The following is a 23,937-nucleotide window of genomic DNA, read 5'->3' on the forward strand; positions in this document are numbered from 1 at the left end:
GTCGCCGCGGAGTCAGGCCCACTCGAAGGACATCTCGCCCGCGACGCCGAGGTGCTTGCACAGCTTGTGGATGCCACCGAAATCCTGGACCAGTGCGGATCGGCGGGTGTCGTGTTCGGCGTCGTCGATCATCGCCTGTCCGCCGCCCAGCTCCAGGATGTCGACGATGGTGTGCCACGTCGAGTAGTCGTTGCTGCTGAATGCCGTCATCGCGTCGACGAGCCCGTCCAGGAAGTGGTGGCGGTCGTCGGGGCTCAGCGTGTCGTAGACGACGACCGCGATGTCGTCGGCGATCGAGGCGTGACAGTACTCGTCGCGGTTGTGGAGGCGGACCGTCGCCCGGTTGACCGGCTGGATGACGTCGTTCTCGGAGATCAGGTCGAGGTAGGAGCTGATCGAGATCTCCGCCACCGTCATGAAGGCGAACGTGGTGATCGCCCGCTTCCTCGGGTCGGCGGCATCGGCAGTCGCCGCGCGTTGACGGCGCAACGTCAGGACGTCGGGAAGGGCGTTGTTCGGCATCGCCCAACCGCGTTGCCTGCGCGTGACCGCGCTCGCGTTCAGGTGCATGAGGGTGTGGTACTGCTCGTCGACCATCGCCTGGTGGACGGCCACGGCGAACGTGTCCCCGAGCCCGGTGTCCAGGGCATCGTGCGCGACGAGGTCGAACCCAGGATTGACCACGTACTGCTCGATGTCCATGACGTTCTTGTTGAAAGCGATCCAGGCCCAGGCCCGAAGCTGGTTCCGTTGCTCCTCGCGCATGCCGAGGAACCGATCGTGATCGGCGAAGGGCAGCAACTCGTTCGGGTAGTCCTGCTTGTCGAGATCGAACAGCGCGTCGAGGTCCGGTTCCGGCTTCTTCACGGTCGCCCGCTGTCCCCAGTTCCGGGCGAGCCGGGACACGACGGCGCTCTCCACCGGATCCGCCGGGTCGTACTCCGGGAGCGAGGGAGTCTTCTGGGGCGTCATGGCGAATCTCCGTTCCTGTCCCACGACTGCGGCTGCCTGCGAACGAGATCGGTGAAGAGGTCGGCGCACAGCCGGGCGAGGGGTTCGCTCCGGTCGCCGAGCGCCGACGTCGAGCGGGACATGAGTGAAGCGAAATCGTCCTCCGAGCCCCGCTCGACGGTTTCCGTGAGAGTGGTCAGCGCCGCGGCGAGCGCGCGGCGGGCCTCGCCCGCAAACGGATTGCCCGCCTGGATGTCCCGGTAGACCTCCGGGACACCTCCGCCGACCCGCGCGAGGAGTGCGAGCGACACGAGATGGGGAGGGGTCCCCACCGCGGTGAGTTCGGCGCCGTCGACACCGAGGTCCGCGAGCGCGAGGCCGAACGCGAGGACGCCGGCGTGGGTCAGTGCCTGGGTCGCTGCCGTGAGCCGGTCGTGGTGTTCGGCGTCCAGGCGGACCACCGACGACCCCCAGCCGGACAGCACCGACAGGAACCATTCGACCTCATCGCTGTCCCGGTAGGTCACCGCCGCGACGGGGCGGCCCTCCGGTCCGAGGGAAGGCGCGAACATCGGGTTGATGCCCACCGCGCCGTTGCGCAACGCGCTGTCACGCAGGGCGGCGTCGAATCGGGACTTCACGGACAGTGTGTCGACCAGCAGGGCGTGTTCGGGTAGCTCCGCGACGACGAACGGAATCGCCTCCATCGCGACGCTTTCGGGGATCGCGAGGATCACCGCATCGGCGGCGTGCACCACCGCCCGCAGCTCCGGCGACGGGTCGGTGACGTCCCCCTTCACCTGATCCGGGTCGGACCGGTCGGTGAAGCGGATGTCGATGGTGCGCACCGTGTTTCCGTCGGCACGCAGCCGAGCCGCCATCATCCGGCCGACATCGCCGGAGCCGCCGATCAGCGCGACGGTCCGGGTGGATGCGGCCGGGACGTTCACGGCCCGATCTCGTTCGGCCGGTCTGCCGTCACGGTCAGTGCTCGCAACATGGTGGCGGCCTTGACCATCGCCTCGTCGAATTCCTCCTCCGGGTCGGAGAGGGCGGTGATCGCGCCGCCGATGCCGAACGTCACCTCGGTGTCCGTGGCGACGATCGTGCGGATGACGATCGACAGGTCGGCCGTCCCCGTCAGTGAGAAGTAGCCGATCGACCCGGAATACACACCGCGCGGCCCGGACTCGAGCCGGTCGATGATCTCCATGGTCCGGATCTTCGGGGCGCCCGTCATCGATCCGCCCGGGAAGGCGGCGCGAACGCACTCGACGACGGAGGCATCCGCGCTGAGGGTCCCGCGCACGGTCGACACGAGTTGATGCACGGCCGCGTACGTCTCGACGTCGAAGAGCTTGGGAACGTGCACCGATCCGGGAACGCACACCCGGGCCAGATCGTTGCGGGTCAGATCGACGATCATCAGGTTCTCGGCGCGGTCCTTCTCGCTGTCGAGCAGGTCCTGCCGCAGCGCCGCGTCCTTGGCGGGGGTCGCGCCGCGCGGCCGCGTCCCCTTGATGGGTTTGGACTCCACCACCCGGTCCGCGCCGATCCTGAGGAACCGTTCGGGGGAGGCGCTGAGAACGGACAGTCCGGCGAACTGGAGGTACGCGCTGTACGGGGTGGGGCTGATGGAGCGCAGCAACTCGAACGTGTGCAGGGGATCGATCGACTGGTCCACCGTCGCCATGTTGGTCAGGCACACCTCGTAGGACTCGCCGGTCCGGATCTCGCCGAGCGAGGTCGCGATGTGTTCGAGGTACTTGTCGTGCTCGTGGCGCAGGGCGAGCTCGGCGGACTCCGGCTTCCGGATCGGCGACACTGCGGTCGGCGGGTTGTCCGGCTCGGCCAGCCGATGCAGCGCCACCTCCATCTCGTCGAGCCAGCGGCGCAACTCCGGATCGTCCTGGTGATCGCTCAGGCACAGCGCGTAGGTGCGCTCGCCGGAATGGTCGATGACGACGGCGCGGTCCGCGAACACCAGCGCGGCGTCCGGGGTGGGCGACTTGTGGGCCGCCGTGCCGCCGGTCTCGGCCTTCAGTTCGTAGCCGAGGTACCCCACGTAGCCGAGGCCGAACGGCACACCCGGGAGGCCGGGCACCGACCGGGCCTGCAGTTGCCGCTCGAGGTAGTCGAAGAACGGTGCATGTACCTGTTCGACCGGCAACCCCTCGCGAGTGATCCGGACGATCGCTTCGCTGACGTCGTACGTGATGTATTCGGCGCGTGGGCCGGAGCAATTGCCCATGATGGTGAACCGCGAATTCGGTTCCGATGCCGACGTCCCGTCCAGCCAGAACGCGTTGGGCCCGGACGCGAAGAGATCCTCGAATGTGGTGCGGGGATCGACTTCGTGGTCGACGCGCACCTGCTGGACCACGTACGGCGCGTGGGGAATCGGGATTCTGAGCATGGAACCGTGCGTGGGTGTCCCGGAATGCGTCTGCGTGAGATCGCGGAAGTTCGCGAGCAGTTCGTGACCGAAGGCGGTGCTGATCGACTCGGGGTGGAACTGGACGCCCCACAGCGGACGAGTGCGGTGACGGACACCCATCAGCAGGCCGTCGGCGGTCCAGGCGGTGACCTCGAGGTCGTCGGGGAGATCCTCGACGATCAGCGAGTGGTAGCGGACCGTCGGAAACGGTGACGGAATGCCCGCGAAGAGTTCGGAACCGTTGTGTTCGACGAGGGACACCCGGCCGTGCATCGGTTCGGGTGCGAGAACCACACTGCCCCCGAACAGCTGGCACAGCCCCTGATGGCCGAGGCACACGCCGAGGACGGGGAGTGCGGTCTCCGTGATGACGCGCGCACTGATGCCGAAGTCCCGTTGCCGCTCCGGGCGTCCGGGGCCGGGGGAGATGACGATGTTGTCGAAGTCGGACCAGGGGATCGAATCCCACTCCACATCGTTGTGCACGACCGTGGGGGGTTCACCGTTCACCTCGGCCAGGAGGGTGAATAGGTTGTAGGTGAAGGAATCGTAGTTGTCGACCAGGAGCGTCCGGGTACTCATCACGACTCGACATTCGCAGAGGGCACGGAACTGTGACGAACGTGGTGGTTGTCACGGTGGTCGTGGTGTCCGTTGTGGTAGAGCCCCTCGTCGGCGGGCTCCGCGTTGATCACGAGGTCCTCGAGCCTGCAGGTCTCGGCGATGAGAAGGTCGTAGAGCGAGTCGAAGAACTCCGGGGACAGTGAGTGGCTGTCCGCGTACTGTCGCGCCCGTTCGTGGACGATGTGGATCCGGCCGGGCTGCATCATGGCGATGTGCTCGCGTCGCTTCAGTTCGCCGATGCGCAGGCACACCTCCAAGCGCTGCCGGACCGCGTCGAGAAGGGTCGCGTCGACTGCGTCGAGTTCCGCGCGCAGACCGTCGAGTGCCTGCTGCGCCGAGGCGTCAGAATGCTCTCCGGAATCGTCGCCGTTCCGCTGTCCTACGGAGAAGTACATAATCGCCCCACTCACTCGATCGGCAGTAGCTTTCTCTTCCCGACTATCGTGTGTCGTTGGTGGTTCGTTTCCATGAGCCTCCCGGATGGCCGGGAGGACCGTGTTCGATCGGCCGAATACGAACCAGGTGGGTTATCACCCCCAGAGTCTCGATCTCGAGTTGAGACTTTGATGGACGGTTGGCTAACGTAACCTGAAGTCTATTTCCGCTCACTCAGGATACGAGGAATATGCGTATATCGTCGGCCAGTAGGGCTCTGATGTTCGTGCTGGCAGGCATTGTGATGCTGGGCGGCGCGGCACCAGCGGCAGCGGATCCCGTGGAAGCGGAACCCGCGCCCGTGGTCGATCCGTCCGTGCTTCCAGGGGCGAACGACTGGAGCTGTAAGCCATCCGCGGCACATCCGCGTCCCGTCGTGCTGGTGCACGGCACCTGGACGGGCATGGTGGGAACGTGGAAGGACCTCGCTCCGGCGCTCCACGCGGAGGGCTACTGCGTCTTCGCCCTCAACTACGGACAGGCCGCCGGTCTGACCGAGGGCAACATGATGCGCATGTTCGGCGGCGCCGACATCGCGGAGTCCGCTCAGCAGCTCGCCGGCTTCGTCGATCAGGTCCGCACCACCACCGGCGCTTCGCAGGTCGACATGATCGGGCATTCGCTCGGTGGCACGGTGTCCCGCCAGTACCTGCGGTTCGACGGCGGCGCGGACCGCACGAACCCGGCGCTGAACAAGGTGCACTCGCTCGTCACGCTCGGCGCCACCAACCACGGCACCAGCTTCGGGGACGTCCAATCGCTCGGCGCGATCGCGCAGGCACTGGGTGTGCCGGTCACGACGCTCGCCGGTGTCGCGGTCGGACCGTCCTACATCCAGCAGATGGTGGGCTCGCCCTTCCTTCAGCTCCTCAACGCGGGCGGCGACACCGACCCGGGCATCGAGTACACGGTGGTCGCCAGTCGCAGCGATACCGTGTCGACCCCGCCGGAGAACACGTTCCTGACGGCCGGTCCGGGGGCCGTCGTGCACAACATCTGGCTCCAGGACGGCTGCGACGCGAACACGGCCGAACACAATCAGCTGACCACCGATCCGCGGGCCGTGTACATCATCCAACGGGCGCTGGACCCCACGTACGGAGATCGCAACCCCGCACCGTGCTGACCCGGCGCCGGGGACCGGTGGTGCCGGTCAATCCCAGATGCCGACCTCGTCGAGATGCGCGACCAGCCGCTGGGCGCCGTCGATGAAGTGGGCCTTGTTCTCGGCACCCACCACGCCGGCCTTCCCGTCGGCGAGGGCGGCGATGAGACGGCGATGGCTGTCGACCGCCGACTCGCCCCAGGCCGGATCGGACGAATAGAACTGCACCGGGGTGTATCGGGTGGCGCTGAGCAGGAACCACGACAGCTTGCTCGCGTCGGCAAGCCGGTTGATGACCCGGTGGAACGAGAACTCGAGGTCCTCGATGCGGTCGGCGTCGCCGTCCTCGACGGCGCGTCGCAGCTTCTCGTTGATCGCGGTCAGCTCCTCCACGGCCTCCGGAGTGGCCGACCGCGTCGCGCGGACCGCGAGTTCCTCGGCGATCTGCCCCTGCAGCCAGAAGAGGTCGTGGATGTCGTCCCGGCTGAGCGGGGCGACGACGTACCCGCGGTGAGGAACCAGTTCGACGAGTCCCTCGCCCCGCAGGGTCAGGAGCGCCTCACGGACAGGTGTGACGCTGACCCCCAGGTCCGCCGCGGTCTCGTCGAGCCGGATGAAGTCACCCGGGCGAACGCCCCCGGACATGATCAGGTTACGGACGTGCACGGCGACGTCGTCCGACAGCTGGGGTCGACGGCGCAGGGTGCGGCCCGCTGGGGATCGTGACACGGAGGGCGATGCCATGGAGAACTCCTTCGATGCGGCAAACCAGCATAAACCGCAGGGGATGATTACAAGCCGTAGGTCTTGCCGATGATGTCGCGCTGAATCTCGTTGGTACCGCCGTAGATGGTCGACACGATGGTGGAGCGGACGTGCTTCTCCATGTCGAACTCGGTGGCGTAGCCGTACCCGCCCATCATCTGCATGCCCTCGAGCGCGACCTTCTTCGCCGTCTCCGTGACCTTCAGTTTGGCCATCGACGCCTCGCGGGCCAGCATCTTGTCCGGGTTCGCGTCGACGTCCTCGGCGACGCTGTAGACGAGCAGCTTGCAGCACTCGATCTCGGTCGCGAGATCGGCGATGCGGTGGCGCAGCGCCTGGAACGATCCGACGGGCCGCCCGAACTGCTTGCGCTGGGTGACGAAGTCGAGGGTGTCGGCGAACGCGCGCTGCGCGGTGCCGAGCATCATGGCGGCGAGGATCAGGCGTTCGAAGTTCAGGCCGGTCATCAGCTGGCGCCAGCCGTTGCCGACCTCGCCCACCACCGCGTCCTCGGGCAGGACGCAATCGGTGAAGTAGAGATCGTTGACCTCCTTGCCGCCCATCGTGTCGATGCCGCTGATCTTCAGCCCGGCGGTATCCGCGGGGACGTGGAACATCGTGAGGCCTTCGTGCTTGCCGTCGCCGCGCCCGGTGCGGGCCACGAGCAGGATGTTGTCGGCGAAGTGTGCGTTGGAGCACCACGTCTTCTGACCGTTGATCACCCAGCCGTCGGCGGTCTTCTCCGCGCGGGTGCTGAGGTTGCCGACGTCGGAACCGGCTTCCGGCTCGGACATCGAGATGGACTGTGATCGGCCGGCCACGATGCCGCGCAGCACGATGTCCTTCTGTGCGTCGGTCCCGAACTTCGCGTAGGCGCCGCCCGTGATCAGGGTGGGACCGATGCCGCCGATGGGGGCCATGCCCTTGGCGGCCTCCTCGAGCAGGATGCACATGTCGACGTGGCTGGCGGCCGATCCGTCGTACTCCTCGGGAATGGTGATGCCCAGCCAGCCCAGCTTGGCCATCTTCTCGTAGACGTCCTGATTGTGGTTGTGCTCGCCGTGATTCGTCAGCCTGTCGCGCTGCTCGCGGGTGCCGCTCTCGCGCTTGCAGAAATCGGCGATTGCCGACGCGAAGTCCTTTTGTTCACTGGTGAATTCGACGCTCATGTCCGGGGGACTCCTCGAGGTTGATTCGGCCGGCGAATCGGTCGGCCGGAGGTGACTGTGTGGGGCTTGCCGCGATGGGGTCTGCCGCATACTGTGATGTCCACTACATTACATCACATCACATATATTTGATGTGATCTCGAGGGAGGACAGACCATGCCACAGCAGGCGGAGACGACCGAGACGACGGCCGGCGCGCAGCCCGCGGCCTCGACGGAGCAGGCGCCGAAGACGTTCGCGTCCCTGGACCCGCGCAACGGCAACGTCCTGGCCGAGTACCCGATCCAGGGGGAGCAGGAGGTGCGCGAGGCCGTCGACGCGGCCCGAGCGGCCGCTCAGTGGTGGAACGCTCTCGGATTCGACGGCCGCAAGCAATGGCTCCTCGACTGGAAGAAGTCCGTCGCGCGAGACGGTGAGCAGCTCGCCGCACTCGTCGCCGCCGAAACCGGTAAGCCGTACGACGACGCGCTCCTCGAAGTGATGCTCGCCGTCGAACACCTCGACTGGGCCGCGAAGAACGCGGGCAAGGTCCTGAAGCGGCGCAAGGTGCCGTCGGGCCTGGTCAGCGCGAACCAGGCCAGCAGTGTCGGATACGAGCCGATGGGTGTGGTCGGTGTCATCGGGCCGTGGAACTACCCCGTGTACACGCCGATGGGGTCGATCTCCTATGCGCTGGCGGCGGGCAACACTGTCGTCTTCAAACCCAGCGAGCTGACCCCCGGGGTCGCGGTGTGGCTCGCCGACAAGTGGAAGACGCTCGTTCCCAACCAACCCGTGCTGCAGGTGGTCACCGGAGACGGGTCGACCGGCGCGGCTCTCGTCTCGGCCGGGGTCGACAAGATCGCCTTCACCGGATCTGCCGCCACCGGCAAGCGCGTCATGGCCGCGTGCGCCGAAACGCTCACCCCCCTCGTCGTCGAGGCGGGCGGCAAGGACGCCATGCTCGTCGACGCCGACGCGAATCTCGACGAGGCGGCCGGCTTCGCGGTGTTCGGCGCGATGGGCAACGCCGGACAGACGTGCGCCGGCGTCGAGCGCATCTACGTCGTCGACTCGGTGTACGACGAGTTCGTCCGACTGGTCGCCGAGAAGTCGAAGGTCCTGCACCCCGGCCCCCGGGACGCCGCCTACGGTCCGATGACGATGGCCGGCCAGTCCGACGTCGTCCGCGGCCACGTCCAGGACGCACTCGACAAGGGCGGATCCGCGGTGGTCGGCGGACTGGACTCCATCAAGGACGGCTACGTCGGGCCGATCGTGCTGACCGGCGTTCCCGAGGACAGCACCGCGATCCGCGAGGAGACGTTCGGACCCACGGTCGTCATCAACAAGGTCGCCAGCCTCGACGAAGCGGTCACGAAGGCCAACGGCACCACGTTCGGGCTCGGCGCATCCATCTTCACCAAGGATGCGACGAAGGCGATGCAGGCTGCCGAGAAGCTCAGGACCGGAGTCGTGACGATCGGTTCGGTGCTCGGGTTCGCCGGTGTGGCGGCGCTGCCGTTCGGGGGTGTCGGAGATTCGGGCTTCGGCCGCATCCACGGCGCCGACGGTCTGCGTGAATTCAGCCGGGTCAAATCCATCGCCAGGCAGAAGTTCGCGGCTCCGCTGAACCTGCTCACCATGCAGCGCAAGTCGCGGGACATGAAGATCTCGGCCTGGATGTTGAAGAACCGGCACGGACGCTGATCACACGGCAGGAGGGTATTCACATGCTGATGAAGACCAAGCGTGCCGACACCGGCGCGCCGGGCGAGGTTCCGCGGGGCAGGCACGGCTGGCGGCGCCGCATCGAGGAACTCGACCCGATTCGGGATCACCAGGAAATCCATCGCATCACGGCCGGCTACGAATTTCCGTGGGACTACCAGCGATCCCTCGAGTTCGCGCTGTTCCGGACGTACTGCGTCCCCACCATTTCGGAACTGCTGCAACGCACCGGTGAGTTCGAGAAACGGCCACAGAAGCGGTACGACGACACCGCGCTGCTGATGGCCGAACTCGTCGAACACGGCTACGACTCCGAGCGCGGCGTCGAATCGCTGCGCGTCGTGAACCGCATGCACGGCAAGTACGACATCGACAACGACGACATGCTGTACGTGCTGACCACCTTCATCTACGAGCCGATCGACTGGATCGACCGCTTCGGGTGGCGGCGGCTGACCCCGAACGAGCGTCTCGCGTGTTTCCATTTCTACCGCCAGGTGGGAATCCGAATGGGAATCAAGAACATTCCCGAGCATTTCGAGGACTTCTACCGGTTCAAGGTGGACTACGAGCGGAAGCATTTCCGGTACACCGACGACAACCATCGCGTCGGCACCTACACGCTGAAGCTGTTCTGTTCCTGGTTTCCGGCGCCTCTCCGGCCGCTCGTCGCTCAGGGGGTCTACGCCCTCCTCGACCCGATGATGCTGTCGGCGTTCGGGTTTCCCGCCGCCCCGATCTGGCTGCAGAACGCGTCCCGCCGTGCGCTGCGGATCCGTGCGAGGTTCGTGCGCTTCCTGCCGCCGCGGCGGGAGTCCAAGGCCGCCCGGGATCGGCACAACCGGAGCTATCCCGGATACCCGGTCGGCTACCGTCCCCGGGATCTGGGCGCGGACAGCGACAATCACCGTGGAGCCCGTCGACAGGTCGCATGACGGCTGTGCCCCTGGGCGACTCGTCCAGGGACACGGCCTCAGTGGCCCAGTAGTACCGCCGTCATCAGGGTGTGGAGACGCGCACGCGACTCCTCGCGGGTGTCGAAGTGGACCAGTCGGCCGATATCGAGAACCAAACCCAGCGCCGCGTGAACCAGGAACCGTGCCTCCGGAGCCGAGAGTTCGGAGCGCACGGTGGTCACCAGGTGGACCCACTCCTCGACGTGCAGGCGCTGCACGTTGCGGAGATTGGTCCGCTCGTTCTTCGGGAGATTCCCGATCTCCGCGAAGTACACCGACAGCACTTCCGGGTTCCGGAAGGCGAGTTCCAGATAGGACTCCGCGAGTGTGCGGAGTGCATCCTCGGGGCCGGTGGCGGTGGACAGCGCTGCCGAGGTAGCCACAGCCAGCCGGTCGGACGCGCGGTAGAACACCGCCGCGAGAAGGTCGGCCTTGCTGGGGAAGTGGCGGTACACGCTCGACGCGTTGATGCCGGCCGCGGCGCCGATTTCTTCGATGCTCGAGTCGTGATAGCCGTGCCGGTCGAATATCTTCACGGCCTCGTTGATCAGCAACTCGCGCTTGGACGTCACCGCCAGGCCGCGTACCGCACCTGTGCCCGCGTTCCTGCCGTCGGCCGGGACGGCGGGAGGCAGTGTCGCGTGCAGGATCGATTCGCACGCCGACTCGAGTAGCGCGCCGAGCCGGCGCGTCGCGAGGGTGGTGCGGTGTGCGCTGATGCTTCCCATCACGCTCAGTGTCGACGCCCCCAGTGTCGTGGCGTCGACGGACGTGAGTTCGGGGCGCAGTTCCCGCAGGGGGCCCGCCACGCACTGGGTGACGTGAACGAAGACGTCGCGGATTCGCGTGCGATCCTCGGCCTCGAGGTACCGGCCCTCCCAGCGGTAGAGCCCGGCGACCTTGCGGTTCTCGATGGTATTCGCGACGAGCGCGGAGATCAGATGGTCGAGGCGGTCTCCGGGCTCGCGTTCGGCCATCCCCTCGAGCGCGCCGTCCGCGGCTGCCTGCAGAGCGTCGGCCGTCGTGGTGGCGGCGTGTACGAGCAGGGCGTACTTGTTGGGGTAGTGCCGGTAGAGGGCGGGGCCGGAGATCCCGATGGTGGCCGCGATCTCGTCGACGCCGACCGCGTGGTAGCCGCGCTCGCTGAAGGCCTCGGCAGCGACGTTCGCGATCTGGGCCTTGCGGTTCTTCGGGCGACGGCGGATCGGCCGCTCGGTGGCGGCACCGGCCGTCGTGCTGGTCCGAGCCACGGTCACCTCCAGTAATTGGCAGTCATCTGCCAGTTTAACTGTCGATCATCTTAACCGAGACTTTCGCATCGTCTGGTCGGCTGAGGGTTGCGTTCGGAGAAATTCTCACGCCGCATTCTCGGAAAATGCCGGTGAATCCGGCCGACAAGGTGTCGTGGGGGTATTGACACGTGAGGAACAGGCGGAATAAGTTAACCGAAATTCGCATGTGCCCGCGGTCTCTCCTGACGGTCGTGCGCTCCTGGTTGTCACATTTCGAACTATCGGAGGTAGCTGGAACATGAGTGCAACCCGGCAGAGCGGGCAGGCATTGATCTTCGACGCGATCAGAACCCCTCGTGGGCGGGGCAAGAGCAACGGTGCCCTGCACGGCACCAAGCCCATCGACCTGGCGGTCGGGTTGATCGAGGAGATCCAGGTCTGGAATCCGAATCTGGACCCGGCGCTGATCGACGAGTTCGGCCGCAAGGGTCGCTCCACAGGCGCCGGCTTCTACGAGTACGCGGACGGTAAGCGCGTCGGATTGTGGTCCGGGCTCGAGATGTTCCGGCGCGATGGTGCGCACACCGAGATCCCGTTCGAGGACATCAAGGAGCGGATGCTCTTCATCGAGGCCGTCGAGACGGTCCGATGCCTGGAAGAGGGGGTGCTCGAGTCGACCACCGACGCCAATGTCGGTTCCATTCTCGGCATCGGGTACCCCGGCTGGACCGGTGGCGTGGCCCGCTACATCGACCAATACGCGGGCGGGATCCAGGGGTTCGTCTCCCGGGCGCAGCTGCTGGCCGCGCGGTACGGCGACCGATTCCTTCCACCCCAACTACTGCTGGACAAGGCTGCCGCAGGCGGCACGTTCGAAGAGGTGAACTGAGATGAGGACGAAATTCACCGAGGCCTTCGGTGTCGAGCATCCGATCGTCCAGGGCGGCATGATGTGGGTCGGCCGTGCCGAACTCGTAGCGGCCGTGGCCGATTCGGGGGCGCTCGGATTTCTCACCGCGCTCACCCAGCCGACTCCCGAAGATCTCGTTGCGGAGATCGCCCGCACACGGGAGCTCACCGACAAGCCCTTCGGTGTGAATCTGACGATCCTCCCGTCGATCAACCCGCCGCCGTACGCCGAGTACCGCCAGGCGATCATCGATTCCGGAATCGGGATCGTCGAGACCGCCGGCTCCAATCCGGTGGACCACCTCCCGCACCTCAAGGACGCGGGGATCAAGGTGATCCACAAGTGCACGAGCGTGCGGCACGCGGTGAAGGCGGAACAGGTGGGTGTCGACGCGGTCAGCATCGACGGCTTCGAATGCGCAGGGCACCCGGGTGAGGACGACGTCGCGGGCCTGATCCTGATCCCGGCGGCCGCCCGAAAGCTCACGATCCCCCTGATCGCGTCCGGAGGTATCGCGGACGCGCGTGGTCTCGTCTCAGCACTCGCACTCGGCGCCGACGGCGTGAACATGGGCACCCGATTCATGTGCACGGTCGAATCCCCGGTGGCACACGCCGTCAAGGAACAGATCGTCGCCAACACCGAACGCGACACCGAACTCATCTTCCGCTCCCTTCGCAACACCGCCCGCGTCGCGACCAACGCGGTCAGCACCGAGGTGGTCGACATCGAATCCCGTGGCTGCGAATTCGCCGACATCCAGCATCTCGTCGCCGGAGCCCGGGGACGCACGGTGTTCGAAAGGGGCGATCTCGACGCCGGAATCTGGACCGCTGGACAGAGCCAGGGCCTGATCGACGACATCCCGACCGTGTGCGAACTCGTGACCCGGATGGTCACGGAGGCGGAATCGATCATTACCGGACGGCTCGCGAGCACGGTCGACTCGCGCATCGGAGCGGTGTCGTGACCGCCCCGGCGGTCGACGGGCTGCGCGTCGTCAACGAGGCCGGGATCCTCCGGATCACGATCGACCGCCCCGACCGGATGAATGCCCTCGACCTGGCACACATGACGGCACTGGGCGACGTGCTCACCGCAGCCGCCACGGACTCCTCGGTTCGCGTCGTGATCATCGCGGGGGCGGGCAAGGCCTTCAGCACGGGCGCGGACCTCGCGGCGGCCGCCGCGGCCGGGGGCCGGGAAGCGCCCGCGGAGGTGGTGATGGACTCCGCCAACCGGGTGGTTCGTGCCATCGTCGAGTTGCCGGTCCCGGTCATCGCGCAGGTGAACGGGGCGGCCGCGGGTGTCGGGGCGTCCATCGCGCTGACGGCCGACCTGACGTATGCCTCCGAGAACGCCTATCTACTTCTTGCGTTCGTCAACATCGGGTTGATGCCAGACGGCGGTTCCAGCGCGCTGATCGCGGCGTCCGTCGGCCGGGCACGGGCTACCCGGATGGCACTCCTCGGAGAGCGCCTGCCCGCCGCGCAGGCGGAGCGGGACGGCCTGATCGCGGGCGTCCTCCCTCCGGACGAACTCGCCGCGCACGTCGATGCCGTGGCGGCCCGGCTCGCTCGTGGTCCGAGGCGGGCCATCGAACTCACCAAGCGGGCACTCACCGCAGCGACGCTCACAGCTCTGGACGCATCACTCGACCGCGAGAAGGCGGGCCAGGCGGAACTGCTGCAGGCCCCCGACTTCGTCGAAGGCGTCACCGCGATGCTCGCGAAACGCGCTCCGAACTTCCGGAGCTGATGCGAATTGCGGTTAACAAGACTGTTCCGATAGACGTCGAGATCTGTAATACTCGTCACAGCTCGGTGCGGGTCCGAACAGGCAGACGGGCGCCGGACACGAGTACAGCGAAGGGACCACCACCACATGTCGTCACGTAGCGAGCTGCTGGAGCAGCCACTGCAATCCCGCCGCAACCACTGGAACAACTGGGTTGCGTCGCACGCGGAGATGAAGCCCGATCAGGCCGCGTTCCGCTTTCTCGGCCATAGTACGACCTGGCGCGAATTGCACGACCGATCGGAGGCGCTCGCCGGCGCACTGTCCCGGCGAGGCGTGAAGTTCGGCGACCGTGTTCTGCTGATCACCCTCAACCGCACCGAATTCTTCGAAGCGGTTCTCGCGATCAATGCCCTCGGCGCCATCGCGGTCCCCGTCAACTTCCGGCTCACCCCGCCCGAGGTCGCGTTCATCGCCCGTGACTCCGGGGCTTGTGCGGTGTTCACCGAGCCCGCGCTCGCACCGCTGGTCGCGGCGGTGCGGCAGGACGTTCCCGAACTGAGCCTGGTCGTGAACATCGGCGCCGACACGGAAGCCGACATGCTCGGCTACGAAGAACTCGTGTCGGAGTCCGGCCCGGCCCATGCCCCCGTCGATCTGCCGGAGGACACACCGTCGCTGATTCTCTACACGTCCGGAACGACGGGTACGCCCAAGGGGGCGGTGCTGTCGCACTCGAACATGGTCGGACAGTCCATCACCTGTATCCGCGCGATGCGTTACGACCGCGGCGACGACATCGGGTTCCTCGCGTCCCCCGTGTTCCACGTGGCCGCGCTCGGTTCCGTCGCCCCGATGCTGATGCTCGGCGGTACCACGGTGATTCACCCGCTCAAGGCGTTCAACCCCACCGAGATGCTCGACGTGTGGGAGCAGGAGCGGATCACGACGGTGTTCCTCGTGCCGGTGCAGTGGCAGGCCGTCTGCGCCGACCCGACCGTCCGGGGTCGCGATCTCGCCCTCCGCGTCATCAGCTGGGGGGCGGCGCCCGCATCGGATACTGTGCTGCGCGCCATGGCGGACACGTTCCCGCGGGCGCTCATCGTCGCCGTGTTCGGGCAGACCGAGATGTCGCCCATCACCTGTGTCCTCGACGGGGACGACGCGATCCGCAAACTGGGTTCGGTGGGCAAACCGATCCCGACGATCCAGACACGCGTCGTCGACGACGACATGAACGTCGTCGCACCCGGGACCGTCGGCGAAATCGTCTACCGCGGACCGACGATGATGCTCGAGTACTGGCAGAACCCGGCCGCCACGGCGGACGCGTTCGCCGGCGGGTGGTTCCACTCCGGAGATCTGGTGCGGCAGGACGACGAAGGATTCGTCTACGTCGTCGACAGGAAGAAGGACATGATCATCTCCGGCGGAGAGAACATCTACTGCGCCGAGATGGAGAACGTCCTGTTCGGACATCCGCGGATCCGGGAGGCCGCCGTCGTCGGCCGGCCCGATCCCAAGTGGACCGAGGTGCCCGTCGCCGTCGTCGCACTCGACGACGAGGGATCCGACCTCACTGTGGACGAACTCGCGGCATGGCTCGACGACAAGCTCGCCCGGTACAAACACCCGAAAGACGTCGTGATCGTCGACGCGCTGCCCCGCAACGCCAGCGGCAAGGTCGTCAAAGGCGAGCTCCGAAAGGCCCACGGCGCATCCGGCGTCGCGGTCGTCTGACCCCGTATCGAACATCTCGAGGCCGGTCCCCGCTCTGCGGTGACCGGCAACGGGGGAGGACCGCGTGACATTCGAGTTGCCACCCGCCAAAGGGCCCGTGAGTCACTTCGCCAACGAAGTCGGCGCACTCATCGGATTCTCTATCGCGACCACGGTGGCCGCGGTGCGAGTTCTGGTGCGGCGCAAGTTGGCCTGGCGGGAACTGCTGGATCAGGCCTGGCGGATCGCGTCGGTCACATCGGCACCCGCCCTGCTGTTGATGATCCCCATCGGAGTCCTCATCGCTGTCACGATCGGTAGCCTCGCCGGTCAGCTCGGCGCCGAGGGGTACACCGGGGCGGTCGTGGGGTTCGTGATCGTCGGGCAGGCGTCCGCCCTGGTGTGCGCGCTGATGCTGGCCGGGGTCGGAGGGTCCGCGATCTGCGCCGACCTCGGCTCGCGGACGATCCGCGAAGAGGTCGAGGCCATGGAGGTGCTCGGGCTCAATGTGATCGAGCGGCTCGTGGTCCCGCGCGTGCTCGCAGCGGTGATCGTCGGCATCGCACTCTGCGCGATGGTCACCGCCGTCGGAGTGTCGGCCTGCTTCCTCTTCCAGGTGATCGTCCAGAACAGTTCGGCGGGAAGCTTTCTCACCGCACTGTCGCAGTACACGCGGCTGTCGGATTTTGTGGTCGCCCTCGTCAAATCGACGGCGTTCGCGGTGACGTCGGCGCTCGTCGCCAGTTTCAAGGGGCTGCACGCCAAGGGCGGGCCCAGCGGTGTCGCCGACGCCGTCAACGAGGCCGTCGTTCTGGCCTTCATCCTGGTCTTCATCGTCAACACCGTGCTCAGTCAGCTCTATTCCGTTCTCGTCGTCCCGGTAGGTGGTTACTGATGGTCGTGAGCACCAGATGGCCCGCAGTGCACTGGGTGCGGGCCCGGGCTCGTCAGCCCCTCGACCTGATGACGGGGCTGGGGCGGGAATTCACGTTCTACGGCAGCGTGATCGCCGGAGTTCCCCTCGCCATCGTGAAGTACTGGCGGCACATCATGCGTCAGATCGGCGACATCAGCTTCGGCGGTGCCACGCTGCTCGCCGGCGGCGGCGCGATCGGTGTCGTCTTTGCGATGTCCGCCGTCGCTGCGACGCAGGTGGGCATCGAGGGGCTGCGCGGACTGGACCTGCTCGGCATGGGATCGCTGTCCGGACTCCTGTCGGCGATCCTCAACACCCGCGAACTGGCGCCCGTGATCGCCAGCATCGCGCTCGCGGCGAAGGTCGGAACCGGGTTCACCGCGCAGCTCGGCGCCATGCGCATCTCGGAGGAGATCAGTGCGCTGGACGCGATGGCGATCCGGTCGCTGCCGTTCCTCGCGAGCACACGACTCGTCTCGTGCCTGATCTGTGTGGTGCCGTTGTACGTCGTCGGCCTGCTGTCGTCGTACCTGGCATCGCGGCTCGTGATCGTCACGTTCGGCGGGCAGTCGGCCGGAACCTACGACTACTACTTCCATCTCATGCTCACCCCCACCGACGTCGTGTACTCGTTCGTCAAGGCCGTCGTGTTCGCGACGATCATCGCGCTCGTCCACTGCTCGTACGGATACCACGCGCACGGCGGCCCCGAGGGCGTCGGCCGTGCGGCCGGACGTGCGTTGCGGACCAGCATCCTCGCCATCGGTATCGTCGATCTGCTGCTGACGCTCTCGCTGTGGGGTCTCGTCCCGTCCGCCCCCGCCCTGGGGTTGCCGTGATGCGCGGCCGCCCGGGTGGTCCGGGCACCGGCGCACTCGCCGTGCGGGGGGTGATCGGAGTGGCGGTCCTGATTCTGGGATCGGCATTGCTGGTCGGTTTCGGCACCGGAACGATCGTCACCGATCCCGTGGTGACAGCGACACTTCCGGCCGACGCCGGTGCCGTGAAGTCGCACACCACGGTGTCCTACAAGGGGGCGACCGTCGGAACCGTGTCGAGTGTCGACGCCGGAATGAACGAGACGGGCATGGACATCAGTCTCCGCCCCGAGCAGATGCGTCACATCCCGGCTTCCGTCGAGGTGCGGGTCGTTCCCCGCACGCTGTTCGGCGACCAGACCGTCGAGCTGGTGTCGACCGCCGGAAGCGGCGGCGCCCGACTCGAGGCCGGGGCGCGGCTGCAACCCGACACCTCGGCGGAGACCGTCCAGATGTACGACCTGTACTCGAAGGTCTACGACATGCTGTCGCGGGTGAAACCCGAACAGATGCAGGCCGCACTCAGCGCCGTCGCCGACGCGTTGCGGGGTCGCGGCGAGCAGTTGGGGCACACCATCGACAGCCTCCACGCTGTGGCGACATCCACCGCGCCACTCGTCGAGTCGGTCGCGGAGCGGACGCCACAGATCGCCCGGATCAGTGAGCAACTGGCCGCGGCCGCGCCGGACGTCCTCGCCGCCATGGACGCCGCGGTGTCGCTGTCGAACACACTCGTCGAGAACACCGACAGCTTCACCGGTTTCCTCGCCGCTTCGCTCGTCGTCTCGAGGAATTCCGGCGACGTCCTGGAACAGAACGCGGACAACATGATCGCGGTGGCCCTGAACGTCTCGCCGACCCTGGGCACCATGGCCAGCAAGTCCGATCTGCTGCGGGCCACCCTCGACGAGGCAGGCCCGTTCGGCGAGGCCGGCGCCGCCGTCTTCGCCACCGGCAAGTTCGCGGTCCGGGTCGCCGCGGACCTGTCCAACCCGCGGCCCTACACGTCGGCCGACTGCCCGCAGTATCCCGGCATGGACGGACCGAACTGCGGGGGAGGTGGCGGAGGATGAGCGTCCGGAACTCGGCAATCAAACTGGCGATCTTCGGCGTCCTCGGCATCCTCTCGGCAGTGCTCGTCGTGAACACGCTGCGGGTCCCGGTCGAGGGGCAGACCGTCACGTACAAGGCGTTGTTCACCGACGCCCAGGGTGTCACTCCCGGCAGCGACGTCACCATCGCCGGTGTGCGGGTGGGACGTGTCGATTCGATCGACATCGTCGACGGCGACGCCGGAAGTGCCACCGCCCTGGTGGACTTCGAGGTGCAGCGCGATCAGAAGCTTCCCGCCGACACCACCGTCGCCATCCGGTACGGCGACCTCCTGGGGGTCCGGTATCTCGATCTCGCGGCCGGGCCGTCGGGCGAGGGCACCCTCGAGGAGGGCGACACGATTCCGCTCGACCGAACGTCGCCCGCACTCGACCTCACCAGTCTCTTCAACGGATTCAAGCCACTGTTCGACGCCATCGACCCGAAACAGGTCAACGCACTCGCCACCGAAGTCGTCGCGGTGTTCGACGGCAGGAAGGCGAGCATGGAAACTCTGCTGCGCAGGGTGGCGGACGTCACCGGCAACCTGGCGAATCACGATCAGTTGATCGGTGATCTCATCCGGAACCTCGAGGTGGTGGTGGGAACGGCGGCGGCACGGGGTCCCGAGCTGTCCCACCTCGTCGACAGCCTCACCCAGTTCACCGGGATGCTGGCCGAGAACAACGAGGTTCTCATGGACACCCTCGATCAGAGTGCGGCGGTGAGTCGCTCGGCGCTGCAGATCGTGGACGGGCGCGTCCCGGAGCTCGGCCGCACCGTGGAACAACTTCACTCGCTGACGGGGGCGATGCTGGGCGCCAACCCGGAATTCGATCACCTCATGGTGGCCATGCCGGAGTTCTTCTCCTCCGTCGACCGCTCGGGCTCGTACGGCTCGTGGCTCAACATCTACCTGTGCACCTTCATCGTCAACGTCGACGGTCGCGAAGGCGCCCTCGGTCCCGACCTGCATTCGAGGTACTGCCAATGAGTGTCACCGAGAACGTGCGCGACGTCTGGGACTCGCTGGCCGGAAATCAGCGAGTGCGGCCCGTCAACCCGCTGATCGTCGGAATCGTGGGAATTCTCGCGGCAACGCTGGCGCTGGCGCTGGTTCTGGTGATCCCGCGGGTGAGCTTCGCCGTGCGGACCGACGGGTACACGGCCGAACTCGCGAACGCTGCGGGCCTGACCGATTCGGACTACGTGTACGTGGCGGGGGTCCCCGCCGGCCGGGTCACCGGAGTGGACCTGGCGGGCGATCACGTGGTCGTGCACTTCCGGCTCGACGGTGAACGTCACCTCGGATCGACGACGTCCGCGGGGGTGAAGCTGTCGACCATCCTCGGCAAGCGCTATCTGGACGTCGCGCCGTCGGGGCCGGGAGACCTGGGGGACGACGGGGTGATTCCACTCCGCCGCACCAGCGTTCCGTATTCGCTCGACGACATCGGATCGTCCGCGATCGAGACGGCGGACGAACTCGACCTCGGGGGACTGCAGAAGATGCTTGCGGTGGTGACGGAGACGTTGCCGCAGGACGCGAACCTCAACCGGGAGGCACTGGCGGGTGTGAGCGCGGCGTCCACGATCCTGGCGAAGAACGCCGATCAGGTCACGCAATTGCTCGACAGCTCGCGGACCCTCACGGACGTGCTGGTCGGTCAGCAGGGTCAGCTCACCACCTTGCTCGGTAACGCGGACGTCGTGATGAACACACTCGCCACCCGGCGTGCAGCCATCCGCCAGATGGTCGACGATCTCCAGGCGCTCGTCGCACAGGCATCCCAGTTCCTCGGCGAGAACACCGCCGAGCTGGATTCACTGCTCGCCAACGCGAGGCAGGTGACGGACCGGTTGCAGGCGAACCTCGCCAACCTCGACGCGCTCCTGACCACGGGTGCACCGGCCGCGAGGGCCCTCGTGAACGCGACCGGAACCGGCGACTGGGCCGACGTCTCCGCGCCGTCGGCCGTCATCGCCGACAACCTGCTGTGCGTCGTCGGACTGATCACGGGGTGCTCGTGAACGCGGGTATCGCGCGCCGGGTCGCCGGGATCGGCGGCGTGCTCGCGCTCGTGGTGGCGATCGTCGTGGCCGGCTGGCTGCTGATCTTCCGCACGTCGTCCACCGTCGTGCATTCCGAATTCGCCTACGTCAACGGCGTGTTCCCCGGCACCAAGGTCTCGGTGCTCGGGGTTCCGGTCGGCACGGTCGAGGCGGTCGAGCCGAGAGGCGCGACCGTAATGGTCACGATGTCCGTCGCGTCGGACATCGTGCTGCCCGCGGACGCGAACGCGTACGTGCTGGTGACGTCCGCGATCGGTGAGCGATTCGTCGAACTCGGCCCCGCGTACACCGGCGGCCCGGTGTTCGAGAGCGGGCAGACCATTGCACCCGAGCGCAGTCATTCGCCGATCACCTGGGACCAGTTGATGGACAGCGTCGACACCGTCGTCAAGGCGCTCGGTCCGGACGGAGGCGATGCCGGCGCAGCGATCTCCGCTGCCGCCGCGTCCTCGGACGGCCTCGGTCCCGCGATGAACGACGCCATCCGCACACTGTCGCAGGCGAGTTCGGTGATCGCAGGCAACAGCGCGGATGTCGGCGCGCTCGTCGACAACCTCGAGGTGCTCGTGAACGCGATCTCGTCGCGTCAGGCGCAGGTCGATTCACTCGCCGGTTCGCTCACTGCGATCGGCGACGAGTTCGCCGGCCAGCAGTTCGCGATCGGCGACACGGTGAACCAGTTGTCCGCGCTCCTGAACCAGTTCGACCAACTCGTGTCCGCCCGGGGCGGCGACGTCGCCGCCGGCATCGACAACCTCGCGGGAGTGAGCGAGGTGCTGCAGAGGCACGACACCGACCTCGCCGAGATCATGGACCTGGTGCCCTTGCTGATCGACAACATCCAGCGTGCGGTCACTCCTGACCAGCGTGCCCGCATCCGGCTGAACATCTCCACCAACCTGGCGCAGGCCGAGCCGACGTCCCCGCTCTGCGCGGTGGTCGATCCGATCCTCTGCCGCGGAGCGGGAATCACCAACCCGATTCAGTTTCCGCCCAGCATGTCCGACCCGTTCGGGCTGCGCGAACTCATGGTCGGAGGACGATGACGATCCGGACGAGAACGAAATCGCTGACGGCGGCGCTGGTCGTCGGTATGGCGCTGCCGGTCGCGGGGTGTTCGCTGAGCCTGCAGGATCTGTCGGTGGGCCGTTCGCCGGACGGTCCGTCGTATCAGATCTCCGCGCAGTTCGACGGTGTCGATCGTGTCGTCCCGGGCGCCGAGGTCCGGGTGGGTCAAGAGGTGGTGGGCCGAGTCTCGGACGTGTCGACCCGGGACTTCACCGCTCGGATCGAGATGCGGATCCGCGACGACGTCCCGATACCGCAGGATGCGACGGCCCGGATCGAATTGCCCACGGCCCTCGGCAATCCCTTCGTCCGACTCGACGTCGGGGACGCGGCGGGCGCGCCGATGAGCGAGGGTGACACCATCCCACTGGACCGGACGTCGCGCGGTCCCGACATCGAGAGTGGCCTGGCCGCGCTGGCCACCGTGCTGAACGGCAGCGGCATAGACCAGATGCACGCCATCATGAACGAATTGACCGTCGCCTTCGCGGGCCGCTCGGACAAGGTCCGGGAACTGGTGGACATGTTGAACGACACACTGGGCGTCGTCGACGACCATCGGGACGAACTCGACCGGGCGATGGTGGCGTCCAATGCCTTCGCGGCGGAACTCGCCGCCGGGCAACCGACCCTCGATCGGGCGATGACCGGCCTGGCGCCTGCGTTGGATCTCCTGGTGTCGCAACGAGATCAGATCGTCGCGTTGATGGGGGAGGCGTCGCGTCTCAGCCGCGAGGCGCAACATGTCCTCGGCAGCGCCGGATCCGAACTGTCGGCCGAGATCAGCGACGCGGGGGCCGTGCTCACGGCACTCGACGGGTTCGAGTCACAACTCGTGCCGACGTTGAATTCGGTGGCGACGTTCCTCGGTGGATTCGCCGCGGCCACACCCGGCGATTACACGACGTTCGACGGAACGTTCGACGTCACCGCCGTCATCGCCAAGTTGCTCACCGGATCGGCTCCGCTCGAGGTGCCGGAAGCCCGCACGCTGCCCGAGGTACTCGCCGGAGGCGTCCGATGACGACACGTCACGTGGTCGCGCAGTTGGTCCTGTTCCTCGTGATCTCGATCGCCGCGATGCTGTTCGGTCTGCGGTACGTCGCAGGCCCGGACACGTTCGGAAGTCCCATTCACCTGAGTGCGCGGCTCGACCACGCCGCGGGCCTCGCCCAGGGAGCGTCCGTCAATTATCGCGGCGTCGGAGTGGGCACTATCAGCTCCGTCGACGTGAACCCCGAAGGGACGGGCGTCGTCCTCGGCATCGAACTGCATCCCGGTACCCAGGTGCCGGCCGGATCGACGGCGAAGATCACCACCGAGAACGCGATCGGCATCCAGGCGCTCGACATCATGCCCGACAGTGCGGACCCGCCGTACCTCGCGGACGGAGACGTCGTCGAGGTTCCGGAGGAGGGAATCCCGCGCTCGCTCGACGCGACCCTCGTCGAGACCACGGACCTCGTGAACTCGATGGACGTCACCGCTCTGTCGTCGCTGGCCGACACGTTCGGCACCGCCTTCGGGGGCACGGGGCCCGACCTGCAGAACCTGCTCGACGGTTCCGCCGAGATCGCCCGGACACTCGAAACCCGCACCGACGCATTGTCGACCATCGTGAACAAGGGCATGCCGCTCCTGGACACCGCGGACGGCGTCACCGCCGCTCTGCCGGAATCGGCGAGCACCGCCCGGAGCGTCCTCGAGCAGTTGCGGGCCAACGATTCCGCGCTCGTCGACCTGCTCGGGCGCTCGCCGCAGACGATGGCGAGTCTGGACTCGTTGCTGTCGGGAAATCGGGACTCACTGGGCGCCCTGATGACGAATCTGGTCCTCCCCACCCGGATCGTCGGTGACCGCACACCCTCCCTCGACTACGGCCTGACGATCATGCCCGGCGCGCTGCCGAAGATCGCGTCGATCGAGAAGGGCGGACTCGCGGACCTTTTCCTGGTCGGAACGCAGGGGCCGATGTGCGTGTACGACGCCCCTCGCCGTCTGGTGACCGACGCGGAACCGAGTGCGCCCGCCCTGGACTGGACGTGCCAGTCGCAGCAGTACCTGGAGCAGCGGGGTGCCGTGAACGTTCCACGACCGGACGACCTGGGTCAGGAGAACGCGACGAGGAACGGCGGCGTCTACGGACCACCGGCCGCGGACGATCCGTTGGTGATCGAGCCGCCACTCACGGGGCACACCCCGCGCTAGGTCCGTGCACGA

At 67.0% G+C, this 23,937-nt stretch carries 21 protein-coding genes and 1 pseudogene; 15 read left to right on the forward strand and 7 right to left on the reverse strand.

The genetic code is table 11. The annotated features are described in order from the left end of the window. Positions 1 to 12: 12 nt before the first annotated feature. Genes QM841_RS17735 through QM841_RS17750 form a run of 4 tightly spaced genes read right to left on the reverse strand, consistent with a single transcriptional unit; the run spans position 13 to position 4,407 of the window. A complete protein-coding gene (locus QM841_RS17735) occupies positions 13 to 972 on the reverse strand; it encodes an AurF N-oxygenase family protein (RefSeq protein ID WP_283332961.1) in 960 nt (319 codons plus the stop codon). Beyond that, positions 969 to 1,901, reverse strand: a complete 933-nt coding sequence (locus tag QM841_RS17740; protein WP_283332962.1) for a prephenate dehydrogenase/arogenate dehydrogenase family protein — start codon at positions 1,899 to 1,901, stop codon at positions 969 to 971. The genes QM841_RS17735 and QM841_RS17740 overlap by 4 nt, the downstream gene beginning before the upstream one ends. Then, positions 1,898 to 3,970 (reverse strand): aminodeoxychorismate synthase component I, encoded by a 2,073-nt coding sequence (gene pabB / locus QM841_RS17745; protein WP_283332963.1) that lies wholly within the window; start codon positions 3,968 to 3,970, stop codon positions 1,898 to 1,900. The genes QM841_RS17740 and pabB overlap by 4 nt, the downstream gene beginning before the upstream one ends. Then, the gene (locus QM841_RS17750; protein ID WP_317569268.1) at positions 3,970 to 4,407 is read right to left on the reverse strand and encodes a chorismate mutase family protein; all 438 of its coding nucleotides are present in this window, start codon (positions 4,405 to 4,407) and stop codon (positions 3,970 to 3,972) included. The genes pabB and QM841_RS17750 overlap by 1 nt, the downstream gene beginning before the upstream one ends. Positions 4,408 to 4,637: 230 nt before the next feature. Between QM841_RS17750 and QM841_RS17755 the strand changes: the two genes are divergently transcribed. Continuing rightward, the gene (locus tag QM841_RS17755) at positions 4,638 to 5,573 is read left to right on the forward strand and encodes an esterase/lipase family protein (protein ID WP_283332965.1); all 936 of its coding nucleotides are present in this window, start codon (positions 4,638 to 4,640) and stop codon (positions 5,571 to 5,573) included. Positions 5,574 to 5,600: 27 nt separating this feature from the next. Here the strand turns inward: QM841_RS17755 and QM841_RS17760 are convergent, their stop codons facing one another. Further along, positions 5,601 to 6,296: a GntR family transcriptional regulator gene (locus tag QM841_RS17760; protein ID WP_283332966.1), complete on the reverse strand. Its 696-nt coding sequence runs from the start codon at positions 6,294 to 6,296 to the stop codon at positions 5,601 to 5,603. 47 nt (positions 6,297 to 6,343) lie between these two features. Next, on the reverse strand, positions 6,344 to 7,486 hold the full coding sequence (locus QM841_RS17765; protein WP_283332967.1) for an acyl-CoA dehydrogenase family protein: 1,143 nt from the start codon (positions 7,484 to 7,486) through the stop codon (positions 6,344 to 6,346). A 156-nt stretch (positions 7,487 to 7,642) separates the two neighbouring features. Here QM841_RS17765 and QM841_RS17770 point away from each other — a divergent pair, with 156 nt between their 5' ends. Both QM841_RS17770 and QM841_RS17775 read left to right on the forward strand, forming a co-directional pair. Then, positions 7,643 to 9,175, forward strand: a complete 1,533-nt coding sequence (locus tag QM841_RS17770; RefSeq protein WP_283332968.1) for an aldehyde dehydrogenase family protein — start codon at positions 7,643 to 7,645, stop codon at positions 9,173 to 9,175. A gap of 23 nt (positions 9,176 to 9,198) precedes the next feature. Further along, positions 9,199 to 10,131, forward strand: coding sequence for an oxygenase MpaB family protein (locus QM841_RS17775; protein ID WP_283332969.1), 933 nt, complete (start codon positions 9,199 to 9,201; stop codon positions 10,129 to 10,131). Positions 10,132 to 10,169: 38 nt separating this feature from the next. Here the strand turns inward: QM841_RS17775 and QM841_RS17780 are convergent, their stop codons facing one another. Then, positions 10,170 to 11,408: a TetR/AcrR family transcriptional regulator gene (locus QM841_RS17780; RefSeq protein WP_283332970.1), complete on the reverse strand. Its 1,239-nt coding sequence runs from the start codon at positions 11,406 to 11,408 to the stop codon at positions 10,170 to 10,172. A gap of 439 nt (positions 11,409 to 11,847) precedes the next feature. Here QM841_RS17780 and QM841_RS17785 point away from each other — a divergent pair. From QM841_RS17785 to QM841_RS17840, 12 genes and pseudogenes are all read left to right on the forward strand, one after another. Then, a pseudogene (locus QM841_RS17785) lies at positions 11,848 to 12,273 on the forward strand (3-hydroxyacyl-CoA dehydrogenase); the annotation flags it as partial. 1 nt (position 12,274) lies between these two features. Beyond that, positions 12,275 to 13,264: an NAD(P)H-dependent flavin oxidoreductase gene (locus QM841_RS17790; RefSeq protein WP_283332971.1), complete on the forward strand. Its 990-nt coding sequence runs from the start codon at positions 12,275 to 12,277 to the stop codon at positions 13,262 to 13,264. Then, positions 13,261 to 14,052, forward strand: a complete 792-nt coding sequence (locus QM841_RS17795; protein WP_283332972.1) for an enoyl-CoA hydratase — start codon at positions 13,261 to 13,263, stop codon at positions 14,050 to 14,052. Before QM841_RS17790 ends, QM841_RS17795 begins: the two co-directional genes overlap by 4 nt. A gap of 126 nt (positions 14,053 to 14,178) precedes the next feature. Then, positions 14,179 to 15,771: a fatty-acid--CoA ligase FadD5 gene (gene fadD5 / locus QM841_RS17800; RefSeq protein WP_283332973.1), complete on the forward strand. Its 1,593-nt coding sequence runs from the start codon at positions 14,179 to 14,181 to the stop codon at positions 15,769 to 15,771. Positions 15,772 to 15,835: 64 nt separating this feature from the next. Then, positions 15,836 to 16,645, forward strand: coding sequence for an MlaE family ABC transporter permease (locus QM841_RS17805; RefSeq protein WP_105412661.1), 810 nt, complete (start codon positions 15,836 to 15,838; stop codon positions 16,643 to 16,645). Next, positions 16,645 to 17,505: an MlaE family ABC transporter permease gene (locus QM841_RS17810; RefSeq protein WP_009479359.1), complete on the forward strand. Its 861-nt coding sequence runs from the start codon at positions 16,645 to 16,647 to the stop codon at positions 17,503 to 17,505. The genes QM841_RS17805 and QM841_RS17810 overlap by 1 nt, the downstream gene beginning before the upstream one ends. After that, positions 17,505 to 18,557, forward strand: coding sequence for an MCE family protein (locus QM841_RS17815; protein WP_283332974.1), 1,053 nt, complete (start codon positions 17,505 to 17,507; stop codon positions 18,555 to 18,557). The genes QM841_RS17810 and QM841_RS17815 overlap by 1 nt, the downstream gene beginning before the upstream one ends. Continuing rightward, positions 18,554 to 19,570, forward strand: a complete 1,017-nt coding sequence (locus QM841_RS17820; protein ID WP_280782626.1) for an MCE family protein — start codon at positions 18,554 to 18,556, stop codon at positions 19,568 to 19,570. Before QM841_RS17815 ends, QM841_RS17820 begins: the two co-directional genes overlap by 4 nt. Beyond that, positions 19,567 to 20,607, forward strand: coding sequence for an MCE family protein (locus tag QM841_RS17825; protein ID WP_283332975.1), 1,041 nt, complete (start codon positions 19,567 to 19,569; stop codon positions 20,605 to 20,607). Before QM841_RS17820 ends, QM841_RS17825 begins: the two co-directional genes overlap by 4 nt. After that, complete coding sequence (locus QM841_RS17830; protein WP_283332976.1) at positions 20,604 to 21,695, forward strand: MCE family protein; 1,092 nt, start codon at positions 20,604 to 20,606, stop codon at positions 21,693 to 21,695. Before QM841_RS17825 ends, QM841_RS17830 begins: the two co-directional genes overlap by 4 nt. Then, positions 21,692 to 22,741, forward strand: coding sequence for an MCE family protein (locus QM841_RS17835; RefSeq protein ID WP_283332977.1), 1,050 nt, complete (start codon positions 21,692 to 21,694; stop codon positions 22,739 to 22,741). The genes QM841_RS17830 and QM841_RS17835 overlap by 4 nt, the downstream gene beginning before the upstream one ends. Then, the gene (locus QM841_RS17840) at positions 22,738 to 23,925 is read left to right on the forward strand and encodes an MlaD family protein (protein WP_283332978.1); all 1,188 of its coding nucleotides are present in this window, start codon (positions 22,738 to 22,740) and stop codon (positions 23,923 to 23,925) included. Before QM841_RS17835 ends, QM841_RS17840 begins: the two co-directional genes overlap by 4 nt. Positions 23,926 to 23,937: the final 12 nt, after the last annotated feature.

Origin of the sequence: Rhodococcus sp. IEGM 1307, from assembly GCF_030056915.1 — a bacterium.
Lineage (GTDB): Bacteria > Actinomycetota > Actinomycetes > Mycobacteriales > Mycobacteriaceae > Rhodococcus_F > Rhodococcus_F opacus_D.

Coding starts and splice junctions, on each gene's coding strand:
- QM841_RS17735 (WP_283332961.1), bottom strand. CDS start 972: ATGACGCCCCAGAAGACTCCCTCGCTCCCGGAGTACGACCCGGCGGAT.
- pabB (WP_283332963.1), bottom strand. CDS start 3,970: ATGAGTACCCGGACGCTCCTGGTCGACAACTACGATTCCTTCACCTAC.
- QM841_RS17750 (WP_317569268.1), bottom strand. CDS start 4,407: ATGTACTTCTCCGTAGGACAGCGGAACGGCGACGATTCCGGAGAGCAT.
- QM841_RS17755 (WP_283332965.1), top strand. CDS start 4,638: ATGCGTATATCGTCGGCCAGTAGGGCTCTGATGTTCGTGCTGGCAGGC.
- QM841_RS17760 (WP_283332966.1), bottom strand. CDS start 6,296: ATGGCATCGCCCTCCGTGTCACGATCCCCAGCGGGCCGCACCCTGCGC.
- QM841_RS17765 (WP_283332967.1), bottom strand. CDS start 7,486: ATGAGCGTCGAATTCACCAGTGAACAAAAGGACTTCGCGTCGGCAATC.
- QM841_RS17770 (WP_283332968.1), top strand. CDS start 7,643: ATGCCACAGCAGGCGGAGACGACCGAGACGACGGCCGGCGCGCAGCCC.
- QM841_RS17775 (WP_283332969.1), top strand. CDS start 9,199: ATGCTGATGAAGACCAAGCGTGCCGACACCGGCGCGCCGGGCGAGGTT.
- QM841_RS17790 (WP_283332971.1), top strand. CDS start 12,275: ATGAGGACGAAATTCACCGAGGCCTTCGGTGTCGAGCATCCGATCGTC.
- fadD5 (WP_283332973.1), top strand. CDS start 14,179: ATGTCGTCACGTAGCGAGCTGCTGGAGCAGCCACTGCAATCCCGCCGC.
- QM841_RS17810 (WP_009479359.1), top strand. CDS start 16,645: ATGGTCGTGAGCACCAGATGGCCCGCAGTGCACTGGGTGCGGGCCCGG.
- QM841_RS17815 (WP_283332974.1), top strand. CDS start 17,505: ATGCGCGGCCGCCCGGGTGGTCCGGGCACCGGCGCACTCGCCGTGCGG.
- QM841_RS17820 (WP_280782626.1), top strand. CDS start 18,554: ATGAGCGTCCGGAACTCGGCAATCAAACTGGCGATCTTCGGCGTCCTC.
- QM841_RS17825 (WP_283332975.1), top strand. CDS start 19,567: ATGAGTGTCACCGAGAACGTGCGCGACGTCTGGGACTCGCTGGCCGGA.
- QM841_RS17835 (WP_283332977.1), top strand. CDS start 21,692: ATGACGATCCGGACGAGAACGAAATCGCTGACGGCGGCGCTGGTCGTC.
- QM841_RS17840 (WP_283332978.1), top strand. CDS start 22,738: ATGACGACACGTCACGTGGTCGCGCAGTTGGTCCTGTTCCTCGTGATC.